At 72.6% G+C, this 24,641-nt stretch carries 19 protein-coding genes; 6 read left to right on the forward strand and 13 right to left on the reverse strand.

What is annotated here, in order from left to right:
• The first annotated feature begins 22 nt into the window (after positions 1-22).
• Positions 23-640 carry a nucleoside triphosphate pyrophosphatase gene (locus HCN08_RS04510; protein ID WP_167981522.1) on the forward strand — a complete coding sequence of 206 codons (618 nt, stop codon included), beginning with the start codon at positions 23-25 and terminating at the stop codon, positions 638-640.
• A gap of 2 nt (positions 641-642) precedes the next feature.
• On the opposite strand, the gene HCN08_RS04515 is transcribed toward HCN08_RS04510, so the two are convergent.
• The gene (locus tag HCN08_RS04515; RefSeq protein ID WP_206318323.1) at positions 643-1,092 is read right to left on the reverse strand and encodes a hypothetical protein; all 450 of its coding nucleotides are present in this window, start codon (positions 1,090-1,092) and stop codon (positions 643-645) included.
• 453 nt (positions 1,093-1,545) lie between these two features.
• Here HCN08_RS04515 and HCN08_RS04520 point away from each other — a divergent pair, with 453 nt between their 5' ends.
• On the forward strand, positions 1,546-3,303 hold the full coding sequence (locus HCN08_RS04520; RefSeq protein WP_167981669.1) for an acetyl/propionyl/methylcrotonyl-CoA carboxylase subunit alpha: 1,758 nt from the start codon (positions 1,546-1,548) through the stop codon (positions 3,301-3,303).
• 99 nt (positions 3,304-3,402) lie between these two features.
• On the opposite strand, the gene HCN08_RS04525 is transcribed toward HCN08_RS04520, so the two are convergent.
• Positions 3,403-4,842 (reverse strand): MFS transporter, encoded by a 1,440-nt coding sequence (locus HCN08_RS04525; RefSeq protein ID WP_167981523.1) that lies wholly within the window; start codon positions 4,840-4,842, stop codon positions 3,403-3,405.
• Positions 4,843-4,970: 128 nt separating this feature from the next.
• Here HCN08_RS04525 and HCN08_RS04530 point away from each other — a divergent pair, with 128 nt between their 5' ends.
• Positions 4,971-5,522, forward strand: a complete 552-nt coding sequence (locus tag HCN08_RS04530; protein WP_167981524.1) for a TetR/AcrR family transcriptional regulator — start codon at positions 4,971-4,973, stop codon at positions 5,520-5,522.
• Here the strand turns inward: HCN08_RS04530 and HCN08_RS04535 are convergent.
• The gene (locus HCN08_RS04535) at positions 5,519-6,367 is read right to left on the reverse strand and encodes a DeoR/GlpR family DNA-binding transcription regulator (protein ID WP_240969784.1); all 849 of its coding nucleotides are present in this window, start codon (positions 6,365-6,367) and stop codon (positions 5,519-5,521) included. The genes HCN08_RS04530 and HCN08_RS04535 overlap by 4 nt on opposite strands.
• A 162-nt stretch (positions 6,368-6,529) precedes the next feature.
• Entirely contained in the window at positions 6,530-7,978 is a 1,449-nt protein-coding gene (locus HCN08_RS04540) for an NAD(P)H-quinone dehydrogenase (protein WP_167981525.1), read from the reverse strand.
• A 119-nt stretch (positions 7,979-8,097) separates the two neighbouring features.
• Between HCN08_RS04540 and HCN08_RS04545 the strand changes: the two genes are divergently transcribed.
• From HCN08_RS04545 to HCN08_RS04555, 3 genes are all read left to right on the forward strand, one after another.
• Complete coding sequence (locus HCN08_RS04545) at positions 8,098-8,535, forward strand: gamma-glutamylcyclotransferase (RefSeq protein ID WP_167981526.1); 438 nt, start codon at positions 8,098-8,100, stop codon at positions 8,533-8,535.
• A gap of 167 nt (positions 8,536-8,702) precedes the next feature.
• On the forward strand, positions 8,703-9,512 hold the full coding sequence (locus HCN08_RS04550) for a purine-nucleoside phosphorylase (RefSeq protein ID WP_167981527.1): 810 nt from the start codon (positions 8,703-8,705) through the stop codon (positions 9,510-9,512).
• 471 nt (positions 9,513-9,983) lie between these two features.
• Positions 9,984-11,639, forward strand: a complete 1,656-nt coding sequence (locus HCN08_RS04555) for a phospho-sugar mutase (protein WP_167981528.1) — start codon at positions 9,984-9,986, stop codon at positions 11,637-11,639.
• 458 nt (positions 11,640-12,097) lie between these two features.
• On the opposite strand, the gene HCN08_RS04560 is transcribed toward HCN08_RS04555, so the two are convergent.
• The 9 genes from HCN08_RS04560 to pstA form a co-directional block, all read right to left on the reverse strand.
• Positions 12,098-12,910 (reverse strand): hypothetical protein, encoded by an 813-nt coding sequence (locus HCN08_RS04560; protein ID WP_167981529.1) that lies wholly within the window; start codon positions 12,908-12,910, stop codon positions 12,098-12,100.
• A gap of 15 nt (positions 12,911-12,925) precedes the next feature.
• Positions 12,926-13,774: a phosphate ABC transporter ATP-binding protein gene (locus HCN08_RS04565; RefSeq protein WP_167981530.1), complete on the reverse strand. Its 849-nt coding sequence runs from the start codon at positions 13,772-13,774 to the stop codon at positions 12,926-12,928.
• A gap of 58 nt (positions 13,775-13,832) precedes the next feature.
• A complete protein-coding gene (locus HCN08_RS04570) occupies positions 13,833-14,753 on the reverse strand; it encodes a sortase (protein ID WP_167981531.1) in 921 nt (306 codons plus the stop codon).
• A gap of 129 nt (positions 14,754-14,882) precedes the next feature.
• Positions 14,883-16,379: a hypothetical protein gene (locus HCN08_RS04575; protein ID WP_167981261.1), complete on the reverse strand. Its 1,497-nt coding sequence runs from the start codon at positions 16,377-16,379 to the stop codon at positions 14,883-14,885.
• A 94-nt stretch (positions 16,380-16,473) separates the two neighbouring features.
• Complete coding sequence (locus tag HCN08_RS04580) at positions 16,474-17,595, reverse strand: hypothetical protein (protein WP_167981532.1); 1,122 nt, start codon at positions 17,593-17,595, stop codon at positions 16,474-16,476.
• Positions 17,596-17,716: 121 nt separating this feature from the next.
• The gene (locus tag HCN08_RS04585) at positions 17,717-18,820 is read right to left on the reverse strand and encodes a substrate-binding domain-containing protein (protein ID WP_167981533.1); all 1,104 of its coding nucleotides are present in this window, start codon (positions 18,818-18,820) and stop codon (positions 17,717-17,719) included.
• Positions 18,821-19,044: 224 nt separating this feature from the next.
• Positions 19,045-21,591 carry a hypothetical protein gene (locus HCN08_RS04590; RefSeq protein WP_167981534.1) on the reverse strand — a complete coding sequence of 849 codons (2,547 nt, stop codon included), beginning with the start codon at positions 21,589-21,591 and terminating at the stop codon, positions 19,045-19,047.
• Positions 21,591-23,303 carry a phosphate ABC transporter substrate-binding protein PstS gene (locus tag HCN08_RS04595; RefSeq protein WP_167981535.1) on the reverse strand — a complete coding sequence of 571 codons (1,713 nt, stop codon included), beginning with the start codon at positions 23,301-23,303 and terminating at the stop codon, positions 21,591-21,593. The genes HCN08_RS04590 and HCN08_RS04595 overlap by 1 nt, the downstream gene beginning before the upstream one ends.
• The gene (gene pstA / locus HCN08_RS04600) at positions 23,300-24,613 is read right to left on the reverse strand and encodes a phosphate ABC transporter permease PstA (protein WP_206318325.1); all 1,314 of its coding nucleotides are present in this window, start codon (positions 24,611-24,613) and stop codon (positions 23,300-23,302) included. The genes HCN08_RS04595 and pstA overlap by 4 nt, the downstream gene beginning before the upstream one ends.
• Between the last annotated feature and the right edge of the window lie 28 nt (positions 24,614-24,641).

Below are 24,641 nucleotides of genomic sequence, written 5' to 3' on the forward strand. Positions count from 1 at the left end.
GGCCGCCGCCTACGATGGTGCGATGACCTCGACCCCCCGTGTGCTCGTGCTCGCCTCCGCCTCGCCCGCCCGGCTGGGCCTGCTCAAGCAGGCCGGGCTCGACCCGCGGGTGGTCGTCAGCGGCGTGGACGAGGACGCGATCGCCGCGGACACCCCGGCGGAGCTGGCCCGGGTGCTGGCGGAGGCCAAGGCGGCGGCGGTCGCGGGCGGCGGGATGCTGGACGGCGGGCCCGGCGACGAGATCGTGGTGGGCTGCGACTCGGTCCTGGAGCTGGACGGGCAGGCGCTCGGCAAGCCCGCGGACGCCGCGGAGGCCACCGCCCGCTGGCAGGCGATGCGCGGCCGGGCGGGTGTGCTGCGGACCGGGCACTGCGTGATCGACCGGGCGACCGGCCGCCAGGTCTCGGCGACGGCCTCGACGACCGTACGGTTCGGGCGCCCCGACGACGCGGAGATCGCGGCGTACGTGGCCAGCGGCGAACCGCTGCACGTGGCGGGGGCGTTCACCCTGGACGGCAGGTCGGCGCCCTTCGTGGACGGCATCGACGGCGACCCGGGCAACGTCATCGGCCTGTCCCTGCCGCTGCTGCGCGCGCTGCTCGCGGAGTTGGGCGTGCGCATCACCGATTTGTGGATCTAGCGCTAGGCGGGCTCCCCCGTCGGCTCGCCCGCGGGCGGCGGCGGGGCCGCGGGGCCGGGCTCGTCCTCGGGCGCGTAGAGCACCAGCGTGCCCACCAGCAGCCCCAGGACGACCATCAGCGCGGCAAACGCCCACCAGCCGACGAGGCCCACCACGACCGCGCCAAGGACGCCGTGGACAACCGCGCAGACGATGAGCACGATCCGGCCGAACCGCCCCACCATCTCCTGGCGGTGGGCGATCCTCGCCACGAGCCATGCGCACAGCAGCAGATAGAGCGCGAAGACGCCGCCAGCGACCCACGAGCCGACGGCCATCGCGTCCGGATCAAGTCCGGCGACCGACATGTTCTGATGGTGCACGGCCAGGCCGAGTATCCAGTTGACGAAGGCGATCGCGATGGCTTCGAGCACCAGGACCACGGCCGCCGCTATGGCTGTCCCTCTGCGCACGCCGTCCCCCTCCGCCCGCGACCCGTTCCGACGCGTCGCAGGCTACTCACGGGTAAGACAGGCGGCAAGGGTTGGCGCAAAGCCGGGCCAGGCCGGCAGCAAGTCCCGCGTAAAGAGCGCCGTGAAGCCGTCCGCAAAGCGCGCCAAAAGCCGCGACACGCCCGCGCCGGATCACTCGCCCGGACGGCCCCGGCGGCAAACTTTGCGCACACTATTCGTGGGGTTCCCACAAAAGAACGTCAACTCCGTGCACGGACTTCGAGCGAGATGTCGTCCACGGCCGGTAGTGCGGGACATCGGCGGGAGCGGGGCCGTACCGTGGACTGAGCAGGCGTTCACGGGGGCCGGTGGCCAAGGGGTCACACTCCGTGTGGGCAAGCTCACGTGCAGGGGTGCCTCGGCATCGAGTGTGGCCAGTACCTAAACTCGGCTTGTTTCATGGAGGGAGCCATCGTGCGCAAGGTGCTCATCGCCAACCGCGGTGAAATCGCAGTACGGGTCGCCCGTGCCTGCCGGGACGCGGGGATCGCCAGCGTAGCCGTCTACGCCGACCCCGACCGGGACGCGCTGCATGTCCGGGCGGCCGACGAGGCGTACGCACTGGGCGGCGACACACCGGCCACCAGCTACTTGGACATCGCGAAGGTGCTCGCGGCGGCGGCGGAGGCCGGTGCCGACGCGGTGCACCCCGGCTACGGCTTCCTGTCGGAGAACGCCGAGTTCGCGCAGGCCGTGCTGGACGCCGGGCTGAACTGGATCGGCCCGCCGCCGCAGGCGATCCGGGACCTCGGCGACAAGGTCGCCGCCCGGCACATCGCCCAGCGGGCCGGCGCCCCGCTCGTGGCCGGCACGCCCGACCCGGTGTCCGGCGCGGAGGAGGTCGTGGCCTTCGCGAAGGAGCACGGCCTGCCGATCGCCATCAAGGCCGCCTTCGGCGGCGGCGGGCGCGGCCTGAAGGTGGCCCGCACGCTGGAGGAGGTCCCGGAGCTGTACGACTCCGCGGTGCGCGAGGCGGTCGCCGCCTTCGGCCGCGGCGAGTGCTTCGTGGAGCGCTACCTGGACCGGCCGCGGCATGTGGAGACGCAGTGCCTGGCCGACAAGCACGGCAACGTCGTGGTGGTCTCCACGCGTGACTGCTCGCTCCAGCGCCGCCATCAGAAGCTGGTCGAGGAGGCCCCGGCCCCGTATCTGAGCCAGGAGCAGAACGCGCAGCTGTACGCCGCGTCCAAGGCGATCCTCCGCGAGGCGGGCTACGAGGGCGCGGGCACCTGCGAGTTCCTGGTCGGGCAGGACGGCACGATCTCCTTCCTTGAGGTCAACACCCGCCTCCAGGTGGAGCACCCGGTCACCGAGGAGGTCTCGGGCATCGACCTGGTGCGCGAGATGTTCCGGATCGCCGACGGCGAGGAGCTGGGCTACGACGACCCGCCGCTGCGCGGCCACTCCTTCGAGTTCCGCATCAACGGCGAGGACCCGGGCCGCAACTTCCTGCCCGCCCCCGGCACCGTGACGCGGTTCAGCCCGCCGAGCGGCCCGGGCGTGCGGCTGGACGCGGGCGTGGAGTCCGGCAGCGTCATCGGCCCGGCGTGGGACTCGCTGCTGGCCAAGCTGGTCGTCACCGGCGCCACCCGCGAGCAGGCGCTCCAGCGGGCGTCCCGCGCGCTGGAGGAGTTCCAGGTCGAGGGCATGGCGACCGCGATCCCGTTCCACCGCGCGGTGGTCCGCGACCCGGCGTTCGCGCCGCCGCAGGGCCCGTTCACCGTCCACACCCGGTGGATCGAGACCGAGTTCGTCAACACGATCCCGCCGTTCACCGGTCCCGCGGTGGACGACGAGGAGGGCCCCGGCCGCGAGACGGTCGTCGTCGAGGTCGGCGGCAAGCGCCTGGAGGTGTCGCTGCCCGCGTCGCTGGGCATGACGCTGGCCCGTACGGGGCTGGCCGCGGGCGCCAAGCCCAAGCGGCGCGCCACGACCCGGGCGACCGCGGCGGTCTCCGGCGACTCGCTGTCCTCGCCCATGCAGGGCACCATCGTCAAGGTCGCGGTGGAGGAGGGCCAGCAGGTCAGCGAGGGCGATCTGATCGTCGTCCTGGAGGCGATGAAGATGGAGCAGCCGCTCAACGCGCACCGCTCCGGCACCGTCATCGGCCTGAAGGCGGACGTCGGCGCCTCGGTGTCCTCCGGCGCGGTGATCTGCGAGATCAAGGACTGAACCGCCGGGCACAGAGCCCGTCGTACGGTACGCGCGCGGCGCGGCATCCCCTCTCCGGGAGCCGCGCCGCGCGCGTGTGGACGTACCGCGGGTGTGCCGTCAGCCGCGCAGGGCCGCCCGGGACGGCTGCCGCAGCAGCAGGATGAGCACGAGCGACACGCCGGTCAGGACCGCGGCGAGGGTGAACGCGGCGGCGGCGCCGTGGATGAACGGGTCGGCGTGGTGGTGTCGGGAGACCGTGCCGAAGACGGTGACGAGCACCGACAGGCCGAGCGTGCCGCCGATCTGCTGGCTGGTCTGGAGCAGCCCGGAGGCGGAGCCGGCGTCCTTGGGCTCGACACCGGACAGGATGAAGGTGTTGAGCGGCATCATCGTCCAGCCCATGCCGACGCCCATGAGGACGAGCGAGGGCAGGATGCCGCGTGCGTAACCGTCCGACGCGCTCAGCTGGGTGAGCCACAGTCCGCCCAGCAGGCTCAGGCTCGTGCCGGTCGCCGCGACCCGCTTGGCGCCGAACCGGGCGAGCAGGCGCGGGGCGAGCCGGGCGGCGAGGAAGAGCGGGCCCGCCATCGGCAGGAAGGCGAAGCCGGTCCTGAGCGGGCTGTAGCCGAGGTAGGTCTGCAGGTACTGGGTGGCGAAGTAGAAGACGCCGAACATCCCGGCGGGCAGCATCATCATGACCCCGTACGCCAGCGCCCGGTTGCGGTCGGCGAACAACCGCAGCACCACCAGGGGGCGCTCCACCCGCGTCTCGTTGACCAGGAACGACGCCAGCAGGGCGACCGCGACGCCGAAGGTGGCCAGCGCCCGGGCGTCGGTCCAGCTGCTCTCGGCCACCCGGATGAAGGCGTAGACCAGCGAGGCCATGCCGAGGGTGCCGGTGAGCGCGCCGGCGACGTCGAAGCGACCGCCGCGGTGCCGCTGGGTCTCGTTGATGAAGCGCGGCGCGAGCAGCACGATCGCCACGCCGACCGGGATGTTGACGAAGAACACCCAGCGCCATGAGCCCCAGTCGGTGAGCATGCCGCCGACGGTCAGGCCGACCGCGGAGCCGGCGCCGGAGATCGCCGAGAAGACGCTGAGCGCGCGGTTGCGCTCGGCGCCCTCCCGGAAGGAGGTGGCGATCAGGGCGAGCGTGCTGGGCGCGGCGAGGGCGGCTGCGGCGCCCTGGAAGCCGCGGGCGACCAGCAGCGTGGTGGAGTCGTTGGCGACGCCGCCGGCTATCGAGGCCAGCGTGAAGGCGGTCACGCCCCACACCAGCGCGGTCCGCCGCCCGATGAGGTCGCCGATGCGGCTGCCGAGCAGCAGCAGGCCGCCGAAGGCCAGCGTGTAGACGTTGAGCACCCAGGACATGCCGGTGGCCGAGAAGCCGAGGTGGGTGCCGATGCCCGGCAGGGCGACGTTCACCACGGTGGCGTCGAGCAGCAGCATCAGCTGGGTTCCGACGATGGCGGCGAGGGCGAAGAATGAGTGCAGGCGGGAGGGTGCCGGCGGCTTGTCCGTCGCCGGGGTCTGGTCGCGCAGGACGTGCGTGGACATGACTGGTCAAGCCTCCAGCGGAGAGGTACAAACGGAGGACGTCTCCGGAAACTATACGGAGACAACCTCCGGTTCTACAATCGGTTTCGGGGAAGCGCCCCGGAACCGGCACCGGGAGGCAGGACGGCATGCGGGCAGACGCGCAGCGCAACTACGACCGGCTGCTGGAGGAGGCCAGGCAGGCGTTCATCGTGCACGGCACGGACGTCGCCCTGGAGGACATCGCCAAGCACGCCGGGGTCGGCATCGGCACGCTCTACCGGCACTTCCCCGACCGCACGGCGCTGATGAGCGCGGTCTTCGTCCGCGAGCTGGACTCGCTCACCGACCGCGCGCAGCTGCTGATGGCCGAGGAGGACCCGGCGCAGGCCCTCTTCGCCTGGCTCAAGGCGGTGGCCGTGCACTCCGGCGCGTACCGCGGCATGTCCGCGCAGATCATGGCGGCGGGCGACGGCGAGATGCTCCAGTGCAAGACCCGCCTCCACCAGGCGGGCGGCGCGCTCCTGACCCGCGCGAAGGAGTCCGGCGCGATCCGCCCCGACGCCGGCATGGGCGACCTGCTCAAACTCACCTCGGCCCTCGTCCTGGCGGCCGAGAAGAACCCCGAGGACCGCGACACCTTCGACCGCCTCTGGAACCTCGCGATCAACGGCATCCTGACCCCGGCGAGGGGGGCCTAGTGCGGGCGCAGGTCCGCCAGGCGTGGCACGGTCGGCGGCCGAAGCGGATGTGAGCGGCGAGGCGCGGGAAGCTCCCGCGGGGGCCCCGCGTCGGGGCAGGCGGCCGGGGCGACGGCGAGTTGTACCCCCCTGTCGGCGAGAGCCTGGAGCTCCGTCGCCGCGCGCTCCTCGCCGGCCGGCGGCTCATCGGTGACCAGATGCGTGATGACATCCGTCGGCACCGTCTGGAACATCGTGTCGGAGCCCAGCTTCGTGTGGTCGGCCAGCACCACGACCTCCGCCGCGGCCTGCACGAGCGCCCGGTCCACGCTCGCCGCGAGCATGTTGGACGTGGAGAGGCCGCGCTCCGCGGTCAGCCCCGCGCCGGACAGGAACGCCCGGGAGACCCGCAGCCCCTGCAACGACTGCTCGGCGCCACTGCCGACCAGGCCGTAGTTGGAGCCGCGCAGCGTCCCGCCGGTCATGACGACCTCGACCCGGTTGGCGTGCGCGAGCGCCTGCGCGACCAGCAGCGAGTTGGTCACGACGGTGAGCCCGGGCACCCGGGCGAGCCGTCTGGCCAGCTCCTGCGTGGTCGTGCCCGCGCCGACGACGATGGCCTCGCCCTCGTCGACGAGCGTGGCCGCGAGATCGGCGATCGCCGTCTTCTCCGCGGTCGCGAGATGGGATTTCTGCGGGAAGCCGGACTCACGCGTGAAGCCACCCGGCAGGACCGCACCGCCGTGCCTGCGGTCCAGCAGTCCTTCGGCCTCCAGCGCCCGCACGTCACGGCGCACGGTCACTTCGGAGGTCTGGACGACGCGGGCGAGCTCGCGGAGCGACACCGCTCCGTTGGCCCGCACCATTTCCAAAATCAACTGGCGACGTTCTGCAGCGAACACGAAACCGACAGTAACCCCACAGGTCGCTGCTTTCAGCGTTTTGCACCGGATGAGCGAAGTTGCGCGTGAAACAGACCGTGAAGTGCTAAGGGCCGACCATATGTTCGCTTACGACCGCCCGCCGCGTCAGTCCGTACCGCTCCCCTTGCGGTTGTGCAGCTGCCGGGCGACCTCGGCGATCGAACCCGACAGCGACGGGTAGACGGTGAAGGCGTTGGCGATCTGCTCGACCGTCAGGTTGTTGTCGACGGCGATCGAGATCGGGTGGATCAGCTCGCTCGCCCGGGGCGCGACGACCACCCCGCCGACCACGATGCCGGTGCCGGGGCGGCAGAAGATCTTCACGAAGCCGTCCCTGATGCCCTGCATCTTCGCCCGCGGGTTGCGCAGCAGCGGCAGCTTCACCAGCCGCGCGTCGATCCGGCCGCTGTCGACGTCGGCCTGCGTGTAGCCGACGGTGGCGATCTCCGGGTCGGTGAAGACGTTCGAGGAGACCGTCTTGAGGTTCAGCGGCGCGACCGCGTCGCCGAGGAAGTGGTACATCGCGATCCGGCCCTGCATCGCCGCGACGGACGCGAGCGCGAAGATGCCGGTGACGTCGCCGGCCGCGTACACGCCCGAGGCGCTGGTGCGCGACACCTTGTCGGTCCACACATGGCCGGACTCGGTGAGCTTCACGCCCGCCTCCTCCAGGCCCATCCCCGTGGTGTTGGGGATCGCGCCGACCGCCATCAGGCAGTGCGAGCCGCTGATGACCCGGCCGTCGGTGAGGGTGGCCTCCACGCCGTCGCCGGCCCTCTTGACGGACTGGGCGCGCGAGCGGGACATCACGTTCATGCCGCGCCGCCGGAAGACGTCCTCCAGCACGGCCGCCGCGTCCGGGTCCTCGCCGGGCAGCACCCGGTCGCGCGAGGAGACCAGGGTGACCTTGGAGCCGAGCGCCTGGTACGCGCCGGCGAACTCGGCGCCGGTGACGCCGGAGCCGACCACGATCAGCTCGCGCGGCAGCTCGTCGAGGTCGTAGACCTGCGTCCAGTTCAGGATCCGCTCGCCGTCGGGCATCGCGTCCGGCAGCTCGCGCGGCCGTGCGCCGGTCGCGATCAGCACCGCCTCGGCGGTCAGCCGCCGCTCGGTGCCGTCCGCCGCGGTGACGACGACCGTACGGGTGCCCTCCGCGGTCTGCGGGCCCTCCAGCCGGCCGCGCCCGCGCATCACGGTGGCGCCGGCGCGCGTGACGGAGGCGGTGATGTCGTGCGACTGGGCGAGCGCGAGGCGCTTGACCCGGCGGTTGACCTTGCCCAGGTCCACGCCGACGACGCGGGCGCTGCCCTCCAGGGGCGGGGTGTCGTCGGCGACGATGATGCCGAGTTCCTCGTAGGAGGAGTCGAAGGTCGTCATGACCTCGGCGGTGGCGATGAGGGTCTTGGACGGCACGCAGTCGGTGAGCACCGACGCGCCGCCCAGGCCGTCGCAGTCCACGACCGTCACCTCCGCGCCGAGCTGGGCGGCCACCAGCGCCGCCTCGTAGCCGCCGGGTCCGCCACCGATGATCACGATCCTTGTCACGTACCCCATTGTCCCGCACGCGCCAAGCTGTCACCGCCGCGGGGCACGCCGCCGCGGCGGCGGTCGCCCGCACGCCCCCGAAGTGCGTCCTTACGCCGGGCCGATGCCGCTCCCGTACCCTCGTTCCCATGTCGCTCTACGCCGCCTACGCCGGCAACCTCGACGCCCGGCTGATGACCCGACGCGCCCCGCACTCCCCGCTGCGGGGCACGGGCTGGCTGGACGGCTGGCGCTTCACCTTCGGCGGCGAGCAGATGGGCTGGGAGGGCGCGCTCGCGACCGTCGTCGAGGACCCGGCGAGCCAGGTCTTCGTCGGGCTCTACGACATCGCGCCGGTGGACGAGGACTCCCTCGACCACTGGGAGGGCGTGCCGCTGGGCATCTACCGCCGGACGACGGTACGCGTCCACACCCTCGACGGGGACCTCGCGGCATGGCTGTACGTGCTCAACGACTACGAGGGCGGGCTGCCGTCCGCGCGCTACCTCGGCGAGATCGCCGACGCGGCGGAGTCGGCGGGGGCGCCACACGACTACGTGATGGAGCTGCGCAAGCGCCCCTGCTGAGGGTTCTCCCCCGCGTCGCGGCGGGGCTCAGGGCGGGGTGGCGCCGGTCGCGGAGGGCCGGGGGGCCGGCGGCCGGTCGCGGGCCGATCGTCCGACGTCAGGATTTTCCCACCGGTCGATCACCGGGCCGTCTACGCGCGTAGGCGGAAACAGGTTACGCTCTGCGCGTGAACGCTTCCGTGAACCCCGATCCCTATGCCGCGGCCGACGCCGCCGCCGACCGTCTGCGTGCCCTGACCGGCGCCCAGACGCACGACGTCGCCCTGGTCATGGGCTCGGGATGGGTGCCCGCCGCCGACGAACTGGGCACCGCCGACGTCGAACTGCCGATCACCGACCTGCCCGGCTTCCCCGCCCCCGCGGTGGCCGGCCACGCGGGCCGGCTGCGCTCCGTCCGGATCGGAAGCGTCCGCGCGCTGGTCTTCCTGGGCCGCACGCATCTGTACGAGGGCCGCGGGGTCGGCAGCGTCGTGCACGGGGTGCGGACCGCGGTCGCCGCGGGCTGCAAGACGATCGTGCTCACCAACGGCTGCGGGGGGCTGCGCCCCGGCTACCGGCCCGGGCAGCCGGTGCTCATCGCCGACCACATCAACATGACGGCGGTCTCGCCGATCGTCGGGGCGAACTTCGTCGACCTCACGGACCTCTACTCGCCGCGGCTGCGGGCGCTCTCGCGCGAGATAGATCCCACGCTCGACGAGGGCGTGTACGTGCAGCTGCCCGGGCCGCACTACGAGACTCCGGCGGAGATCGGCATGGTCCGGGCGATCGGGGGCGACCTGGTGGGGATGTCCACCGCGCTGGAGGCGATCGCTGCGCGCGAGGCGGGGGCGGAGGTGCTCGGCATCTCCCTGGTCACGAACCTTGCCGCCGGGATGACGGGTGAGCCCCTCAACCACGAGGAGGTCCTGGCCGCGGGCCGGGAATCCGCCACCCGCATGGGCACGCTCCTCGCCGACCTCCTCGCCCGCCTATGAGCTCCGCTCGGGTTAGCCGCCGATTGCGCCAGGAGCTGCCAGATCCTGTGACGCCGCGACCCCCCGCCGGTGGCCGGTTGCCCGCGCCGTTCCCCGCGCCCCTACGCTCCGGGCTGCCCCTTGAGGTGGCGTCGCGATCTCCGGCCGGTGGTGGGCTGGTCGCGCAGTTCCCCGCGCCCCTGAAAATGCTTGCCCTCACGCGCAGATGCAAGCGCCTGCCGGTCGGCCCGGCGAGCATGCTTCTGCCGCGCAGGGCAACAAACCAGGGGCGCGGGGAACTGCGCGACCAGCCACGCACGGCGAGAAGATCGCAACGTAACGGCAAGGGGCAGCCCGGAGCGTAGGGGCTGCGTGGGGGTACCCCCAGGCGAAGCGCTGGGGGAGAACGGAGCGGCAAGCCCGCCCGGCGGGCGGTCGCGGCGCAGCAGCATGGGGCAGGGCGGGGCGTAGACGGAGAGAGGGAGTGGTGTGATGGAGGACGTGGGCGCGCGGGCGCGCAAGTGGGCCGCGGAGGACCCGGACCCCGAAACCCGAGCGGAGCTCATCGCGTTGCTCGCCGCAGGCGACACCGCAGCTCTGGAAGAGCGCTTCAGCGGCACCCTGGAGTTCGGCACCGCCGGCTTGCGGGGCGCACTCGGCGCCGGCCCCATGCGAATGAACCGCGCGGTCGTGATCAGGGCCGCCGCGGGCCTCGCGGCGTATCTGAAGGCGCACGGCGGCGCAGCCACGGTCATCGGGTACGACGCCCGCCACAAGTCGTACGACTTCGCCCGGGACACCGCCGCGGTGATGACGGGCGCGGGCCTGCGCGCGTACCTGCTCCCGCGCCCCCTGCCCACCCCGGTGCTGGCCTTCGCGATCCGCCACCTGCGCGCGGACGCCGGCGTCATGGTCACCGCGAGCCACAACCCGCCGCAGGACAACGGCTACAAGGTCTACCTCGGCGACGGCTCCCAGATCGTGCCGCCCGCCGACGCCGGTATCGCCGCGGAGATCGCCGCGATCGGCGCCCTCGCGGACGTGCCCCGCGCGGCGGACGGCTGGGAAGTCCTGGGCGAGGACGTGCTGGAGGCGTATCTGGAGCGGGCGACCGGCGTCCTGGACGCCGCGAGCGCACGCGAACTGTCCACCGTCTACACGCCGTTGCACGGCGTCGGCCTGGAGACGCTGACCGCCGCCTTCGCCCGCGCGGGCTTCCCCGCGCCCGTGCCCGTCGCCGAACAGGCCGCGCCCGACCCGGACTTCCCCACGGTCGCCTTCCCCAACCCGGAGGAGCCGGGGGCGATGGACCTCGCGTTCAAGACCGCCCGGGACGCCGCCCCGGACCTGGTGATCGCCAACGACCCGGACGCCGACCGGTGCGCGGTCGCCGTCCCGGACCCGGCCGCGGACGCGGGCTGGCGGATGCTGCGCGGCGACGAGCTGGGCGCGCTGCTCGCCGCGCATCTGGTACGGCGCGGTGTCGCCGTCCCCGGCCGGGACGTGTTCGCGGCGAGCATCGTGTCCTCCTCGCTGCTGTCGCGGATCGCCGCCGCGGCCGGCCTCGGCTACGAGGACACGCTCACCGGCTTCAAGTGGATCGCCCGCGTGCCGGGCCTGCGGTACGGCTACGAGGAGGCGCTCGGCTACTGCGTGGACCCGGCGGGCGTGCGCGACAAGGACGGCATCACCGCGGCGCTGCTCATCGCCGAGATGGCGGCCGAACTGCGGGCGCAGGGCCGTACGTTGGCCGACGTGCTGGACGAACTGGCCGTCGCGCACGGCCTGCACGCCACCGACCAGCTCTCCGCGCGGGTCGCGGACCTCTCGCTCATCGCCGACGCGATGGCCCGGCTGCGCGCCCGGCCGCCGGTCGCGCTGGCCGCCTTGGACGTCGTGACGGCCGAGGACCTGGCGGACGGCGCGGGCGGGCTCCCGCCCACGGACGGCCTGCGCTACCGGCTGGCCGGCGAGGGCGTGACGTCGGCGCGGATCGTGGTGCGGCCCAGCGGCACCGAGCCGAAGATCAAGTGCTACCTGGAGGTCGTGGTCCCGGCGGCGGCCGGCGAAGTCCCGGACGCCCGGGCGCGGGCGGCGGCGCTACTGGCCGACCTGAAGCAGGCGCTCGCCGCGGCGGCGGGCCTGTAGCCCGGGGCCCGGGCCCACCCGGCACGGTATCCGTCCCGCCTAGTCGGCGGCGGCGTGCAGCGCCATGCGCCCCGGCCGGCAGGCAGACCCGCACCGGCGCGACCCGGTCCGAGGCCGCCCCCTCCCACCAGCCGGGGCGGCAAACGGCGCTCAGTCGAGCACGAACGAACCCACAACCCGGCAGACAGACCCGCACCAGCGGAACCCGGTCCAAGGCCGCCCCCCGCCGACCGGGGCGGCCCGACGCTCAATCCCGCACGAACGAACCCGCAACCCGGCCACCCCGCACCGGCGGAACCCGGTCCCGCCGGTTCCGGAACCGCGCGCCCCCGCCCCACCTCGCCGGCGGCGGCGCGGGCCTGGCGGCGTGCAGCGCCGTGCGCCCCGGCCGGCAGGCAGACCCGCACCGGCGGAACCCGGTCCAAGGCCGCCCCACACCAGCCGGGGCGGCCCCGCGCTCAGTCCCGCATGAGGTAGCTGAAGCCGGTGTCGGGGCCGACGCAGGTCTGCAGGGTGAGGTCGCCCCAGTACAGGCCGCTGTCGGGGCCGCCCTGGCCGGGCGTGATGTAGTTCGCGTAGACGTGGTAGGAGAGCGTGCCCTGCGGGGTGTCGAGCGTGACGTGCGTGCCGATCCGCAGCGGCGCGAGGATCGCGTAGCCGCAGTAGTCGTGGCCGACGATGACCGAGGTCTTCATGGTGTAGCCGTCGGCCCGCAGCGGGTCGGGGCCGGCGAAGAGCACCGCGGAGGTGCAGCGGTCGATCGTGGCCTGGTCGCCGCGGACCACGGGGCGCTCCCAGGTGCCGATGTGCAGCACGGTCGTGCCCGGCGGGTAGGCCGTGCCGCTCGGCCGGGGCGTGGCCGCCGCCCTGGCGGGTGCCCGGGGCGCGGTGGTGCGCGGCGGCGGGGGCTGGGGCGGCGCGGCAGGGGTGCGGGCGGCGGGCGTGGCCGTCTTCCGCGGGGGCGCGGCGGTCGCCGGCGGCAGGGTGGGCGGCGCGGAGGCCGCGTACGGCAGCGGCAGGTTGCCGCCCGGCCCCGCCGCCCCGCCGGTGCCGTCCGCCGGGTCAGCCCCGCCCGGCGTCCCGGGCGCGTCCGCCGCGGGGCCGGCCCCCGCCGTATCCGCGGCCGGCGCGCGGACGCCGGCCGGGCGCACCGCGTCCGCCGACGCGTGCGGGTGCGGCTGCGGGTGCCCGCACCCGGTCAGCACCGCCGCGGCGGCCAGCAGCGCCGCCGGCACGGCCCGTACGCACCGGGGAAGCCTGCGCAGCACCATGTGCACCGCCCCCGCTCAGCCGAAGCGGCCGTTGACGTAGTCCGACGTGCGTTCGTCCTGCGGGTTGCCGAACATCGTCTCGGTCGGCCCGTGCTCCACGATCACGCCGGGCGTGCCCTGTTCGGCCAGGAAGAAGGCGCAGGAGTGCGAAACCCGGGCCGCCTGCTGCATGTTGTGGGTGACGATGACGATGGTGACCTCGTCGGACAGCTCGCCGATGGTCTGCTCGATGCGCCGGGTGGACGTCGGGTCGAGCGCCGAGCACGGCTCGTCCATCAGCAGCACCCGCGGCCGTACCGCCAACGAGCGGGCGATGCACAGGCGTTGCTGCTGGCCGCCGGACAGCGCGCCGCCGGGCTGCCGCAGCCGGTCGGCGACCTCGCGCCACAGCCCGGCCTTGGTCAGGCACTCCTCGACGAGGTCGTCGCGTTCGGCGCGCCCGGCCTTGATGCCGTTCATCTTCAGCCCGGCCAGCACGTTGTCGTAAATGCTCATCGCCGGGAAGGGGTTGGGCTTCTGGAAGACCATGCCGATCTCGCGGCGGGCCTGGGTGATGCGGCGCCCGCGGTCGTAGATGTCCTGGCCGTCCAGCAGCACCTGCCCGGCGAGCGAGGCGGTGCCGATGAGCTCGTGCATGCGGTTGAGGATGCGCAGGAAGGTGGACTTGCCGCAGCCGGACGGGCCGATGAGGGCGGTGACGCGCTGCGCGGGCATGGTGAGCGAGACCCGGTCGAGGACCTTGTGGTCGCCGAACCAGGCGGAGATGTCGCGGGCTTCGAGCGACGCGGACCGGGACGGCGCGGGTCCGGGCGGTGAACCGGCCGGGACGGGTGGGAGCTTGACGGTCTCGTCGGTGGTGGACATACGGGTGTACTCCTCGGTTGTGCGCGGGCCGCCGGCCGGCGCGGTGGCGCGGGCGGGGTCAGAGCAGGTTCGGCAGCAGCTCGGTGGCCGCGCCGGACAGCGCGACGACGATCGCGGTGAGCACCGGCAGCCCGGCGATCCAGGTCTGCCAGCGGCCCCAGCGGCGGAAGGCCCAGGTGACGGCGACGACGGCGACGAGCAGCGCCTGGAGCCACAGCAGCACCGGCAGCCAGGCCGCCGGGTCGCCCTCCAGCGGGCGTTCGGCGGTGCTGATGGCGCCGCCGGCGGCGGGTCCCGGCTGCACGGGGCTGGTCAGGTCGGCGTCGACGCGCAGCACGCCGTGCGGGGTGTAGGCGCCGCCGGTCGCGGTGATGAGGGTGAGCCGGCCCTGCCCGGTGTGCAGCACGGTGGGCGCGGGGTCGCCGGCCCGCCGTATGCCGGTCACCCGGTACTGCTGCTGGCCCTGGCCGGTCGTGACGGTGATCGGGTCGCCGGGGTGCAGCTCGTCGAGGTGGTTGAAGGGGCTGCCGTAGCCCCACTGGCGGCCGAGGACGGTGCTGGTGCCGGGCTGCCCGGGCAGCGGGGTGTTGCGCAGGTGCCCGGGACCCTTGGTGAGCACGCCGGACGTGGTGCCCTGGAAGACGACCTCGCGCAGCCCGATCGCCGGGATGTGAAGCACCGCGACGGGCGAACCGAGCCCGACCTGCTTGCCGTTGGCGTCCAGCCGTCCCACCGGGGCGGTGCCGAGGGCGAGTTGCTGGCGGAGCGTGTCGAAGCCGGTCTGCTGGGCGCGGGCGTGCTCGATGTGGCCGAGGACGGTGAGGTTCGCGGCGAAGCCGAGCAGCAGCGCGGCGAGCAGGGTGAGCGCGGCGCCGGGGACGACGAAGCGGGCGTCTGCCCCGCTCCTGCCGGGCGTCGGCGGCGCGGCCGGCTCCTCCGGTGGCGCAGCCGCCGGCTGCGACGGTGTCAGTACGGCCACGGGTGGGCTCCTTCGGTGCGGGCGGTTCGTGAGGTGCGGTGCGGTATGCGTGCCGTGGGGGTGGCCGGTGCCGGGCGGCGGACGCGACGGGGGTACGTCACGCGTCCGCCGCCCGGCGGCCCGGGCGGGTCAGTCGCGCGGCCCGCTGCCGAAGGTCAGCAGCTTCCCGTCGCGCCGGACCCGGTAGACCAGGTAGCCGCCGCCGGCGACCAGGAACAGCGAGAGCACGCCGTACGTGACGGCCCCGCCGGCGCCGGTCGCGGCGAGCGGGCCGAGGTTCGACCCGCCGGAGGTGCCGCCGGAGTCGCCGGGCGTCCCGCCGGTGTCCCCGGTGCCGCCCGAGGTGTCCCCGGCCGTGCTCCCGGAGGTGTCACCGGCGGTGTCCCCCGCCGTGGTGCCCGCGGTGTCCCCCGCCGTGTCACCGGCAGTGTCGCCGGCCGTATCCCCCGCGGTGTCACCCGCCGTGTCCCCGCTGGTGTCGCCCGCGGTGCTGCCGGCCGTGTCACCGGAGCCGGCGGCCCCGGCGCTGAAGCCGAAGTCGATCGCGATGGCACTGGTGTGGCCCTTGAACTCCAGGTTGTGCACACCGTCCGCGATGTCGGAGGGCACCGTGAAGTCGAGGTTGGCCAGTCCGCCGGCGGAGTCGGCCACGGCTGTCGCCGGGTCGGTGGGCGTCCCGTCCAGGCTGATGTCGACGGACTCACCGGGGTTGGCGCCCCCCGGCAGGAAGCCCGCGAGCGTGAGCTTCAGCTTCTGGCCGCCGGTCAGCTTGGGGGTGTCCGTGAGGTTGTTGCCGGAGGCGTCCAGCGCGGTGATGACCGGTTCGTCCACCAGGCCCAGGTTCAGCGTGCCGGTCGACGCGGCGAACGCCGCCGTGTCGTCGGGATGGAACTCGGCGACGAAGACGGCCGGGGTGGGAGATCTGTCCGCGGTGAACCTGAAGGTCGCGGTGCCCTGGCCGTTGAGCCGGATCGGCGTCTCGGCGGCGTCCACGGGCGTGTGCGTCTTCCAGTAGAACATCACCGTGCCCACCGCGGTCGCCGGTGTCACCTTCGCGGTGAGCGACAGCTGGTGGCTCACCTGGACGTAGTTGGCGGGGCTCGCGGTGACGGCCACACTCGTCGTGGTCGGCGGGGTCACCACCTTCTGGGTCCAGGTGGTGCCGGTGACGACGATCGCGGTCTGGAAAGTCGGCGGATTGGGGTAGGTCGCCGTGTCGTTCGCCCGGCAGGCCACGGTCAGCGGGTAGGTGCCGTCACCGGTGATGGCCGCCAGGGTCATGGCGGTCTTGAGGGTGCGGACGGTGGGCGAGCCGGCCACGGTGGCGGTGAACGCCGCGTCGAACGGGGCGCCCGACGTCATCTTGTCGATCACGACCCCGGACCGGCCGGTGGCGCTGACCACGCTGACCGTCAGGTAGTCCCGGTAGTGCTCGGGGCACGCCTGGTCCACCTGGATCGAGGTGAAAGGCACGGCGTCCGTGGTGTTGCCGCTGCCGGGCGACAGCGTGATGTTCCCGGGGATCGTGTCGGCCTGCACAGGCCCGGCACCACCGAGCAGCACGACGCCGGTACCCAGGACCAGCGCGAGCACACTCAACAGCGCGCTGTGGATTCTTCGTTTCATTTCTCCTCGTCCCCTTGGGGATACGGTTGTAGGCCGGGCACCTGGAAGGTGCCCGGCCAGTTGTGCGTCGGCGCTGCTCAGCGCGGTGCCGGCGTTACTTCGTGGTGAAGGTGAAGGACACCTGGACGAAGCTGCGCAGGCCCGTGAGGGTCAGCGTGTGGCTGCCGCGACCGCTCAGCACGGGCACGGTCAGGTCGTAGCCGGTGAGGGAGCCCTGGTCGTCCGTCGCGACCGGCGCGTAGAGCGCGAGCGCGTTGGAGACGAACGGCAGGACCTTCTCCTGGCTTTCCGGCAGGAAGCCCTGCGCGGAGATCGTGATGTGCTGGCCGGGGGTCAGCCGGGGCGTGCCGGTGAGGGCGTTGCCCGCGGCGTCGGTGACCTGGATCGCGGGGGCGTTGGTGACGGAGTAGCGGAAGACGGTCACGTCCTGGGCGTAGCCGACCTGGTCGGTGGGCACGAAGGTGGCGACGTACGTCCGCACGGTGGGCGTGGTCACGGACGGGGCGACGACGCCGGCCTGGCCGTCGACGACCGGCACCGGGGAGCCGACCGGGGTGGTGCCGTTGGTGGTGAACTTCACGACGCCCGGCACGTTCGGGGTGACCTTGGCCGTGAGGGTGATCGGCTGGCCGACCAGCGCGTGGCCGGCCGGGCTCGCGGAGAGCTTGAGGCTGGTGACGACCGGCGCGGCCAGGTTCTTCACCTGGAAGGTGTCGCCGGTCACCTCGATGAAGCCGGTGCTGGCCGGGTGCTCCAGGAAGGCCGCCGGGTCGGCGTTGCCGCACACCACGTGGATCGGGTAGACGCCGTCGTGGATCGGCTGGCCGACCAGGGCGAGCGCGGTCTTGAGGGACCGCACGACGGTCTGGCCGGTGGTGGCGGCCGGGATCGTCGCGGTGACCGGGCGGCTGCTGAACGGGGCGCCGTCGGTGACCCGGGACGCGACGGTGGACTCCCGGCCGTCGGGGGCCACCACGTACACGTTGAGGTTGTCCTGGTAGTCGGTGGGGCAGGCCGTGTCGACCGAGACCTGGCTGAACGGCGAGCTGTCGGTGATGCTGGTGCTGCGGGCGGTGAGCGTGACCGCGGCGCCCCTGGGCGCGTCGTGGTGGTGCGCGGTCTGCGCACTGGCGGTACCGGTCGCGGTGAGGAGGGCGCCGCCGCCCATGAGCATGGCCAGCGCGCCGAACAGCGCGCCGCGCAGTCTCCGGTTCATCTTTGTGTCTCTCCATCTGGAGGTCGGGACGTCTCGTCGGTGGGGCGGGGTGGCCGGGCACCCGGTGGGTGCCCGGCCGATGGGGCGGGGGGGCTCGGTGAGCCGGATCAGCCGGCGTCGATCAGGAGTTGCCGGTGATGTTGGTGGCGCCGCAGTTGTCGACCTGCGCGAAGCCGAACTTCTCGATGATGTCGCCCTGGTCGCAGATGGCGATGTTCGGCAGCGACGGGTCGTCGAACTTGCTCTCGAACGCGAGGAAGATGTCCGGGTCCGCCAGCCGCGTGGTGCGGAAGACGTTGTAGACCTCACGCGTGATCGGGAAGTCCGTGTTGAGCTTGCTGTTCACGGTCGGCTGCGAGCCGCCGATCGTCTGCAGGACCGCGCCGTGGCGACGGTCGGTCACACCCGTGGTCGCGCTGTTGGTCTGCGCGATGAACGAGGCGATCGAGAACGGCATGATGTCGCCGTCCCGCTGCAGGCCGGAACCGTCGTGCTCCTGCACGTCGGTGCCGTCGCTCTTCTTGTCGCTGACGCAGGAGCCCAGCGTGGCGTCGGTGATGTTGAGCTGCGCCTCCCAGAACTTCCGCGTGCCGGAGCCGGCCTGCGGGAGCAGCGGGTGCACCTCGACGCCGTCGACCTCGGCGAAGGTGTTGGGGAGCAGCGGGTTACCGTCCAGGTCCTTGCACTGGTACAGGTTCTGCAGGTCCGCCTTGGTGAAGGACTCGCCGTTCAGCGGGCTGGTGGGCTTGACGGCCCAGGTCACCGCGTCCAGCGCGTACGGGATGAACGTGAGGTCGTTGCCGGGGGTCGCCGGGCCGTTCGAGGAACGGGCGAAGTCGACGTCGGCGGCGTTGGTGTCGCCGATCAGCGTGGCGATACCGGCGCCGGAGCCGTCCGGGCGGGGGAAGGCGGTGTTGCCCGAACGCGTCACGATGTTGTCGTGCTGCGGCGGGATGTTGTCGGTCGGGTCCCAGTTCGGGTTGGTCGCGTTGTACGACGCGATCAGCAGCGGGTCGGGAAAGTTGTCCGAGTCCACGATCTGCTGGCTCAGGGCGTTCATGACGTCCTGCGTGGTGTCGGAGCCCACGCCGACGAGCTGCCGGAAGGTGTTCCCGGTGAAGGGGTCGGGCTGCGGGTCGGCCTGCGCCGGCGCGACGAGCGCGCCCAGGGAGATGGCGGCGATACCGCCGGCCAGGGCCGCGCGGGCGGCGAACTTCACGTTCACTTGCTTTCCTCCGTGGTGAGGCGGATGGAATTCCAGGTGCGACGTGCGGGGATTTTTTTTCCGGTTCCCTTTTCCGGTGTGCCCGGCCGATTCGGTCGGGCACACCGAACATCCTGCACAATCCATCGACCGCAAGAAACAAATCCGCTTCGCCGGTAAAGTGAACACAAGGCGTTCACCAAGGTTCAGGAATTTCCTTCTACGGGGCGCGTAGGTTGACGGGATCACGGAGTTTTCCGGTTCCCCCGGTTCAGGCTCAAAAGCTTGCGTCCGGTGCCGTGCACCGCGCCGGCGCGCATCAGCAGGGGTCCGCCGAGCGATCCGGCGACTCCGGCGACGAGCACGATGAGCAGCACCCAGCGCACCGCCCCGAGGATGATCCCCGGTGTGCTGCTGCCGCTCTCGGCGACGTTGTGCGAACCCGGCGGTGTGCTGCCCCCTGACGTACCGCCGGCGGCGGAGGCGGCCGGTGTGCCGCCCGGGGACGGTGTGCCCCCGGTGCCGGCCGACGTCCCGCCGGTGCCGCCGCCGGACGAGGCGGTCCCGCCGCTGCCGCCGCCGGTGAAGCTCATGGAGCCGCCGCTCGCACCGCCGTTGTCGCTCTGGCCTGCCGGTACGGACGGCGCCCCCGCCATCAGCCGGGTCGCCGCCGCCTGCGCCTGCTCCTTGAGCGCGGGCGTCAGCGGCGCGTACCCCGGTGGCAGCAGCCCGAGGCCGATGCCGGGGGTCTGGCCGGAGCCGGCCGCGAAGCGGATGAGCGTGGCGTAGTCCGAGCGGGCCTTGGCGTCGAGCCCGGTGGAGGCGGCGGCGTAGGTGACCGAGGTCAGCGGGTAGGCGCCGGGAGTGCGCAGCGCGGGGTTCTGGTCCAGCACCCCGGAGGTCCCGCTCTCCTTCATCGCGTTCACCGCCTTGGTCATGGCGTCGATGGTCGGGGAGACGAAGTCGCCGTGGGCGTTGAGCAGTTCGGCGGTGCCGAGCCGGTAGCGGGTGGCGGTGGCCACGTCGGTCAGGCCGATCTCGAAGCGCATCCCCGGCTGCTGCGGGTTTCCGGTCAGCTTCGGCGGCTGGTTCAGCAGGTCGGGAGTGGTGAGGGCCTGGTTGTACGCGTCACGGACCCGGGTCGCGTCGTCGTGCAGGCTCCCGCCGAACGGGTTGACCCCGACGCCGTTCACCGTGAGGTCCGGGTGGTCGGGCGCGGGTACCCATGCGGTCGGGTCGGGCCGGGGGAAGTCGGCGAGCGTGCTGTCGGCCGCGTCGGCGTGCTCGTCCAGGAAGCTGGCGTTGATCTTCATGCCCCAGGGATCGGGCTTCCCCTTGAGGAAGTTCGCCGCGTCGGGGTCGCTGCGGAGCCACCGCCACAGCTGGGCCCCGGCGTCCGAGGGGTTCTGCGGGACGATCAGGCCCCCTTGGCACGGGCCGATTCCGCGGAAGCCCGCGTTGAGTGCCTTGAATTCCGGGTCCTGGTAGAGGGTCGTCGGGTTGGTCTGGGGCAACTTCCCCCGGAAGACCTGGCTGTTGGGGCCCGGCAGATCGCAGTGGTAGGACTGCGTGAGCAGTTTCGCGACGAGGCGGGCGTTCAGTCTCAGTCTCGGCACTTGTACGGACGAGCCCGACACCTCGATGTTGTAGCCGATCACCAGGCCGGAGATCGCCACCGGTGCGTGGACGAAGGGCGCGGAGCCGGGCGGTGGCTGGACCGGCCGCTGGATGAACGCCAGGCCGGCGCTGCCCTCCGCGCCGCCGAGCACCAGGTCACGCGCGACGTCGTCGCTCTGCTGGTCGTAGGAGTAGGTGATCTTCTCGCCCGTGCAGAGGGAAGGCTCCCACGCCCCCATCGCCTCCTGGATCATCTCGGAGCCGGTGGTGGGGCGTTCGAGCTGGCCGATCGGGCAGAACGACTCGTTCGGCGCGAAGTCCAGCCGGAAGACGATGCGCTGGGCCCAGTTGCTCGCGGACAGCGCCGAGGTCAGAAGTCCCGCCGACGACTTGAACACGGTACCGTCCGGCTCGTGCGTCCCCCGGGGCACGACCACCAGCCAGCACGGCTGCGGCTGGGTCTCGCCCTCCGCGACCGCACCGCAGTTGAGCACGTCGGAGTCGGCGGAGGAGTCCAGGTGGAAGATGCTCTGCCCCGAGCCGTCGGCGCCCGTGGAGTTGTACGGCTGCTCGTTGGTGTTCTGGTTCGAGAAGTACGTGCCCAGGTTCGTCTGGTCCGAGACGGCATCGCCCACGGCGGGCTGGAAGGGGATGAACCCCCGGGTGGGCCCCTCGCGCGGGTACTCCGTCTCGGCGGGGTCGTAGAGGTGGTTGACGTCCTGGGCACTGGGGTTGCCGACCTGCCGCTGCGAGACGAGTCCGCCGGCGCCGGCGCTCAGCAGCGGGCCCTGGCCGAACTCGCACTGCGTACGGTCGGGGCCGTCCGGTGAGTTGCCCCAGCACTGCATGATCTGGAGGTAGTCGGCGCCGAACGGGCCGCTGGCGGTCAGCGTCGGCTGCCCGCCGGTCCAGGACACCCTGACCGCCTGGCTGCGCAGCCCCTTGGTCTGCTCGACGGTGACCTTCAGGCCGGAGAAGTCGTCGTACGGCCCCTTCGTCCCGGACTTGGTCACCGCCGAGCCGGAGCCAGAGTCCGAGCCGGAGTCCGCGGCGTGCGCCGGGTTGCCCGAGGGCACCGGCAGCAGCACCAGGCCGACCGCGGCGAGCGCCGCGGTGAGCACGCCGCAGAACCGCACCAGGACCGGTCGCCCGGCGGTCTTCTCCCGCGCGGCCATCACGAGTTCCCCTTCTTCGCGCCGCCGGCGAACCGCCGGGCCAGGGTGGGCGGCACGATCACGACGGCGAGCAGCATGAGCGCCGAAAGGCCCATCAGCCAGGTCCGCAGGCCCCAGAAGGACTCGTCGCCGACCGTGACGCTGGAGGCGGTGATGTCCTGGGCGCTGGTCCCGGTGCCCGTGCTGTCGCCGGTCCCGGTGCCGTCGCCGATCACCTGGCCGGTGTCGGGGTCGACCGCGCCGGTGCCGCCGGCCGCCGAGCCGCCGCCGCCCGCGGTGCCCGCGCTGCTGCCGCCGGCTGTCGAGGTGCCGCCGGTGCTCGTGCCCGTGCCGCCCGTCGATGTACCGCTGCCGGTGCCGCCGCTGGTGGCGGTGCCGCCCGAGGAGCCGCCGCTGCCGTTGGCCGCGGGCTTGACCTGTGTCGGGGCGGGGGCGCCGCCGGTGCCGTCGCTGCACTGCTGGGGGCCGGCCTTGTCGCACGCCTTCGGGTAAGGGGCGGTCTTGACCAGGGTGTTGGTGCCGTCGGTGGAGAAGGTCGGGTTGTGGCAGCCGGCGACGTTGATGTTCTGCGGCACCACGCCCGGCACCCTCTTGAGCTGGTCGAAGCCGGCCTGCACCAGGTTGATCGGCAGCGGCGAGAAGCCCAGCGGGGTCGCCTGGGCCTGGCCCTGGCACAGGAAGTAGTAGCCGAACGCGCCGAGCGTCTTGCCCTTGGCCTCGGTGAGCGGGGTCTCCAGCTTGGTCGGCAGGATCATGTAGCTGTAGCTGGACAGCGGATAGACCCGGGGGTCGCGGTAGCTGTAGACGTTGTCGAGGATCTGCGTCAGGTACTGCGTGGAGTCCTTGTTCTGGTTGATCTGCGCCTTGGTCAGCGCGACGGCCACGTTGCTCGGGGTCGGCTCGGTGTAGTAGCCGGCCGCGTTCTCGACCTTGACCACCGGGAAGTGGGCGGCGATCGCGTAGGAGTACTCGACGAAGGTGATGGCGCCCTCGGCGTAGTTCTGCTTGACGTAGCCGGCCACCCCGAGCGAGCCGGACTGGGCGATGAAGCCGGAGCCCGGCCTGATCGGGTAGTACGACGTCAGGCCGCACGGCGTGGGCTTGCCGAGCTTGGCGCAGTAGCTGTTCCAGATGGCGCCCTGCGTCTTCGACATCCACAGCGTGAACTGGGCGGTGGAGCCGGAGCCGTCGGAGCGGACCACCGGGATGATCTTGCGGTTCGGCAGCGTCAGGCCCGGGTTCTCGGTCGCGATCTCCTTGTCCGACCAGTTGGTGATCACGCCGGTGAAGATCTTGGCGACCGTCGCGTCGTCCAGCCGCAGGTTGGTGACCCGCTTGCCGCCGATCTTCAGGTTGTACATGAAGGTCGTACCGCCGGCCACGATCGGCATATAGGCGTAGCCGCGGGTCGGCGGCGCCTCGCGGACACCGAACTCGGTCATCCCGTACGGGATCTCGGACACGGCGAAGTCGACGGTGCTCTGCTTGAACTGGTTGCGGCCGTCCGTCGAGCCGCTGCCGGTGTAGTCGACGGTCATGCCGTACTGGGCGACCTCGCGCCGCCACTGGTCGATGGCGTTCTGGCTCCAGGTGGAGCCCGCGCCGCTGATCCGCGCGTACGTCTCGGCCGACGCGGTCGGCGCCGGCCCGAGCATCAGCAGCGAGCAGATGAGCAGCGCGAGGGATGCCGCCGCTGCCCGTATCTTCTTCACGATCCGTCAACTCCCTGTGCGGGGCCGGTTCCGGGGTGTTCCGGGCGGTCCGGGTGGGCGGGGTACGACATGGCGGCTGCGCCGGCGGTTACACCGGCGAGCCCACGGGCGGTGCGGCGTTCGTCCATCCGGCGCTTGTCCCGGCGGGAGGCGACCACCCGGCGGTGGACCCCCCGCCTGCTCAGCTCGCCGGCGGCGCGCCCGCCGATCAGCCGGGCGGCCACGAACAGCAGCAGCACCAGGACGAGCAGCAGCGCCGCGGTGCCGAAGCCGCGGGCGATCATGGTGGGCTGGGGGGACTTGACGAACTCGAAGGTGGCCAGCGGCAGCGACACCATGGGCCCGTGCACCGGGTCGTAGTTGGTGACCGCGGTGTATCCCGCGGTCAGCAGGACCGGCGAGGTCTCGCCGATCCCGCGCGCGGTGCCGAGGATGACGGCGGTGGTCAGGCCCGAGCGGGCGGTCGGCAGCACCACATGCCACACGGTCCGCCAGCGCGGTGAGCCGAGCGCGTACGACGCCTCGCGCAGGGTGCCGGGCACGAGCCGGATCACCACGTCGGCGGCGCGGATGATGATCGGCAGCATCATCACCGAGATGGCCAGCGACGCGGCGAAGCCGGACTTCTCCACGCCGAGCGCGAGGATCGCGGTGGCGTAGACGAACAGGCCGGCCACGATCGAGGGCAGCGCGGTCATGGCCTCGACGACGGTGCGCACCAGGCGCGCATAGCGGCCGGGCACCTCGTTGAGGAACACCGCGGCGAGCAGGCCCACCGGCACGGTCAGCGCGAGCGCGATGGCGATCTGGATCAGGGTGCCGATCAGCGCGTGCCGGCTGCCGCCGATGGTCAGCGGCTGCAGCGGGCCGGCGTTCGTCATGTCCTGCGTGAAGAAGTTGAGGTGCGGCAGCGCCTTGCGGCCACTCCACATCGTGTAGACCACCACGAAGACCAGCGCCAGCAGCAGCACCGCCGCGAGGCTGTGCACGATCACCGAGGTGATCCGGTCGCGTACCGCAGGACCGTCCTCGTCGTACGAGACGAGGATCGCGTAGAGCACCAGGAACAGCACGTACGCGAAGACCACAAAGCCCAGCAGACCGCTGAAGGGCGCGAGGCGGCTGAAGAACAGCCAGGTCAGGGCGAGCGAGGCCGCCGCGGCGCCGAAGACCGCGAAGTAGTCGCTGTCGTGCAGCCCGGACGTCGACCGGCGCGGTTCTGCGGCGCCCGTCCCGCGCCGCGGGAGGGTCGTACGCTGCGCCGCTGTGGCGTCCGGGGCGTCCATGGCTTCCATGGCGTCCGTGGTCATGGCGAGGGAACTCCTGGTTCCGCCGATT

Source organism: Actinacidiphila epipremni (genome assembly GCF_012034175.1).
GTDB lineage: Bacteria > Actinomycetota > Actinomycetes > Streptomycetales > Streptomycetaceae > Actinacidiphila > Actinacidiphila epipremni.

Coding starts and splice junctions, on each gene's coding strand:
- HCN08_RS04510 (WP_167981522.1), top strand. CDS start 23: ATGACCTCGACCCCCCGTGTGCTCGTGCTCGCCTCCGCCTCGCCCGCC.
- HCN08_RS04525 (WP_167981523.1), bottom strand. CDS start 4,842: ATGTCCACGCACGTCCTGCGCGACCAGACCCCGGCGACGGACAAGCCG.
- HCN08_RS04530 (WP_167981524.1), top strand. CDS start 4,971: ATGCGGGCAGACGCGCAGCGCAACTACGACCGGCTGCTGGAGGAGGCC.
- HCN08_RS04535 (WP_240969784.1), bottom strand. CDS start 6,367: ATGGTGCGGGCCAACGGAGCGGTGTCGCTCCGCGAGCTCGCCCGCGTC.
- HCN08_RS04540 (WP_167981525.1), bottom strand. CDS start 7,978: ATGGGGTACGTGACAAGGATCGTGATCATCGGTGGCGGACCCGGCGGC.
- HCN08_RS04545 (WP_167981526.1), top strand. CDS start 8,098: ATGTCGCTCTACGCCGCCTACGCCGGCAACCTCGACGCCCGGCTGATG.
- HCN08_RS04555 (WP_167981528.1), top strand. CDS start 9,984: ATGGAGGACGTGGGCGCGCGGGCGCGCAAGTGGGCCGCGGAGGACCCG.
- HCN08_RS04560 (WP_167981529.1), bottom strand. CDS start 12,910: ATGGTGCTGCGCAGGCTTCCCCGGTGCGTACGGGCCGTGCCGGCGGCG.
- HCN08_RS04565 (WP_167981530.1), bottom strand. CDS start 13,774: ATGTCCACCACCGACGAGACCGTCAAGCTCCCACCCGTCCCGGCCGGT.
- HCN08_RS04575 (WP_167981261.1), bottom strand. CDS start 16,379: ATGAAACGAAGAATCCACAGCGCGCTGTTGAGTGTGCTCGCGCTGGTC.
- HCN08_RS04580 (WP_167981532.1), bottom strand. CDS start 17,595: ATGAACCGGAGACTGCGCGGCGCGCTGTTCGGCGCGCTGGCCATGCTC.
- HCN08_RS04590 (WP_167981534.1), bottom strand. CDS start 21,591: ATGGCCGCGCGGGAGAAGACCGCCGGGCGACCGGTCCTGGTGCGGTTC.
- pstA (WP_206318325.1), bottom strand. CDS start 24,613: ATGACCACGGACGCCATGGAAGCCATGGACGCCCCGGACGCCACAGCG.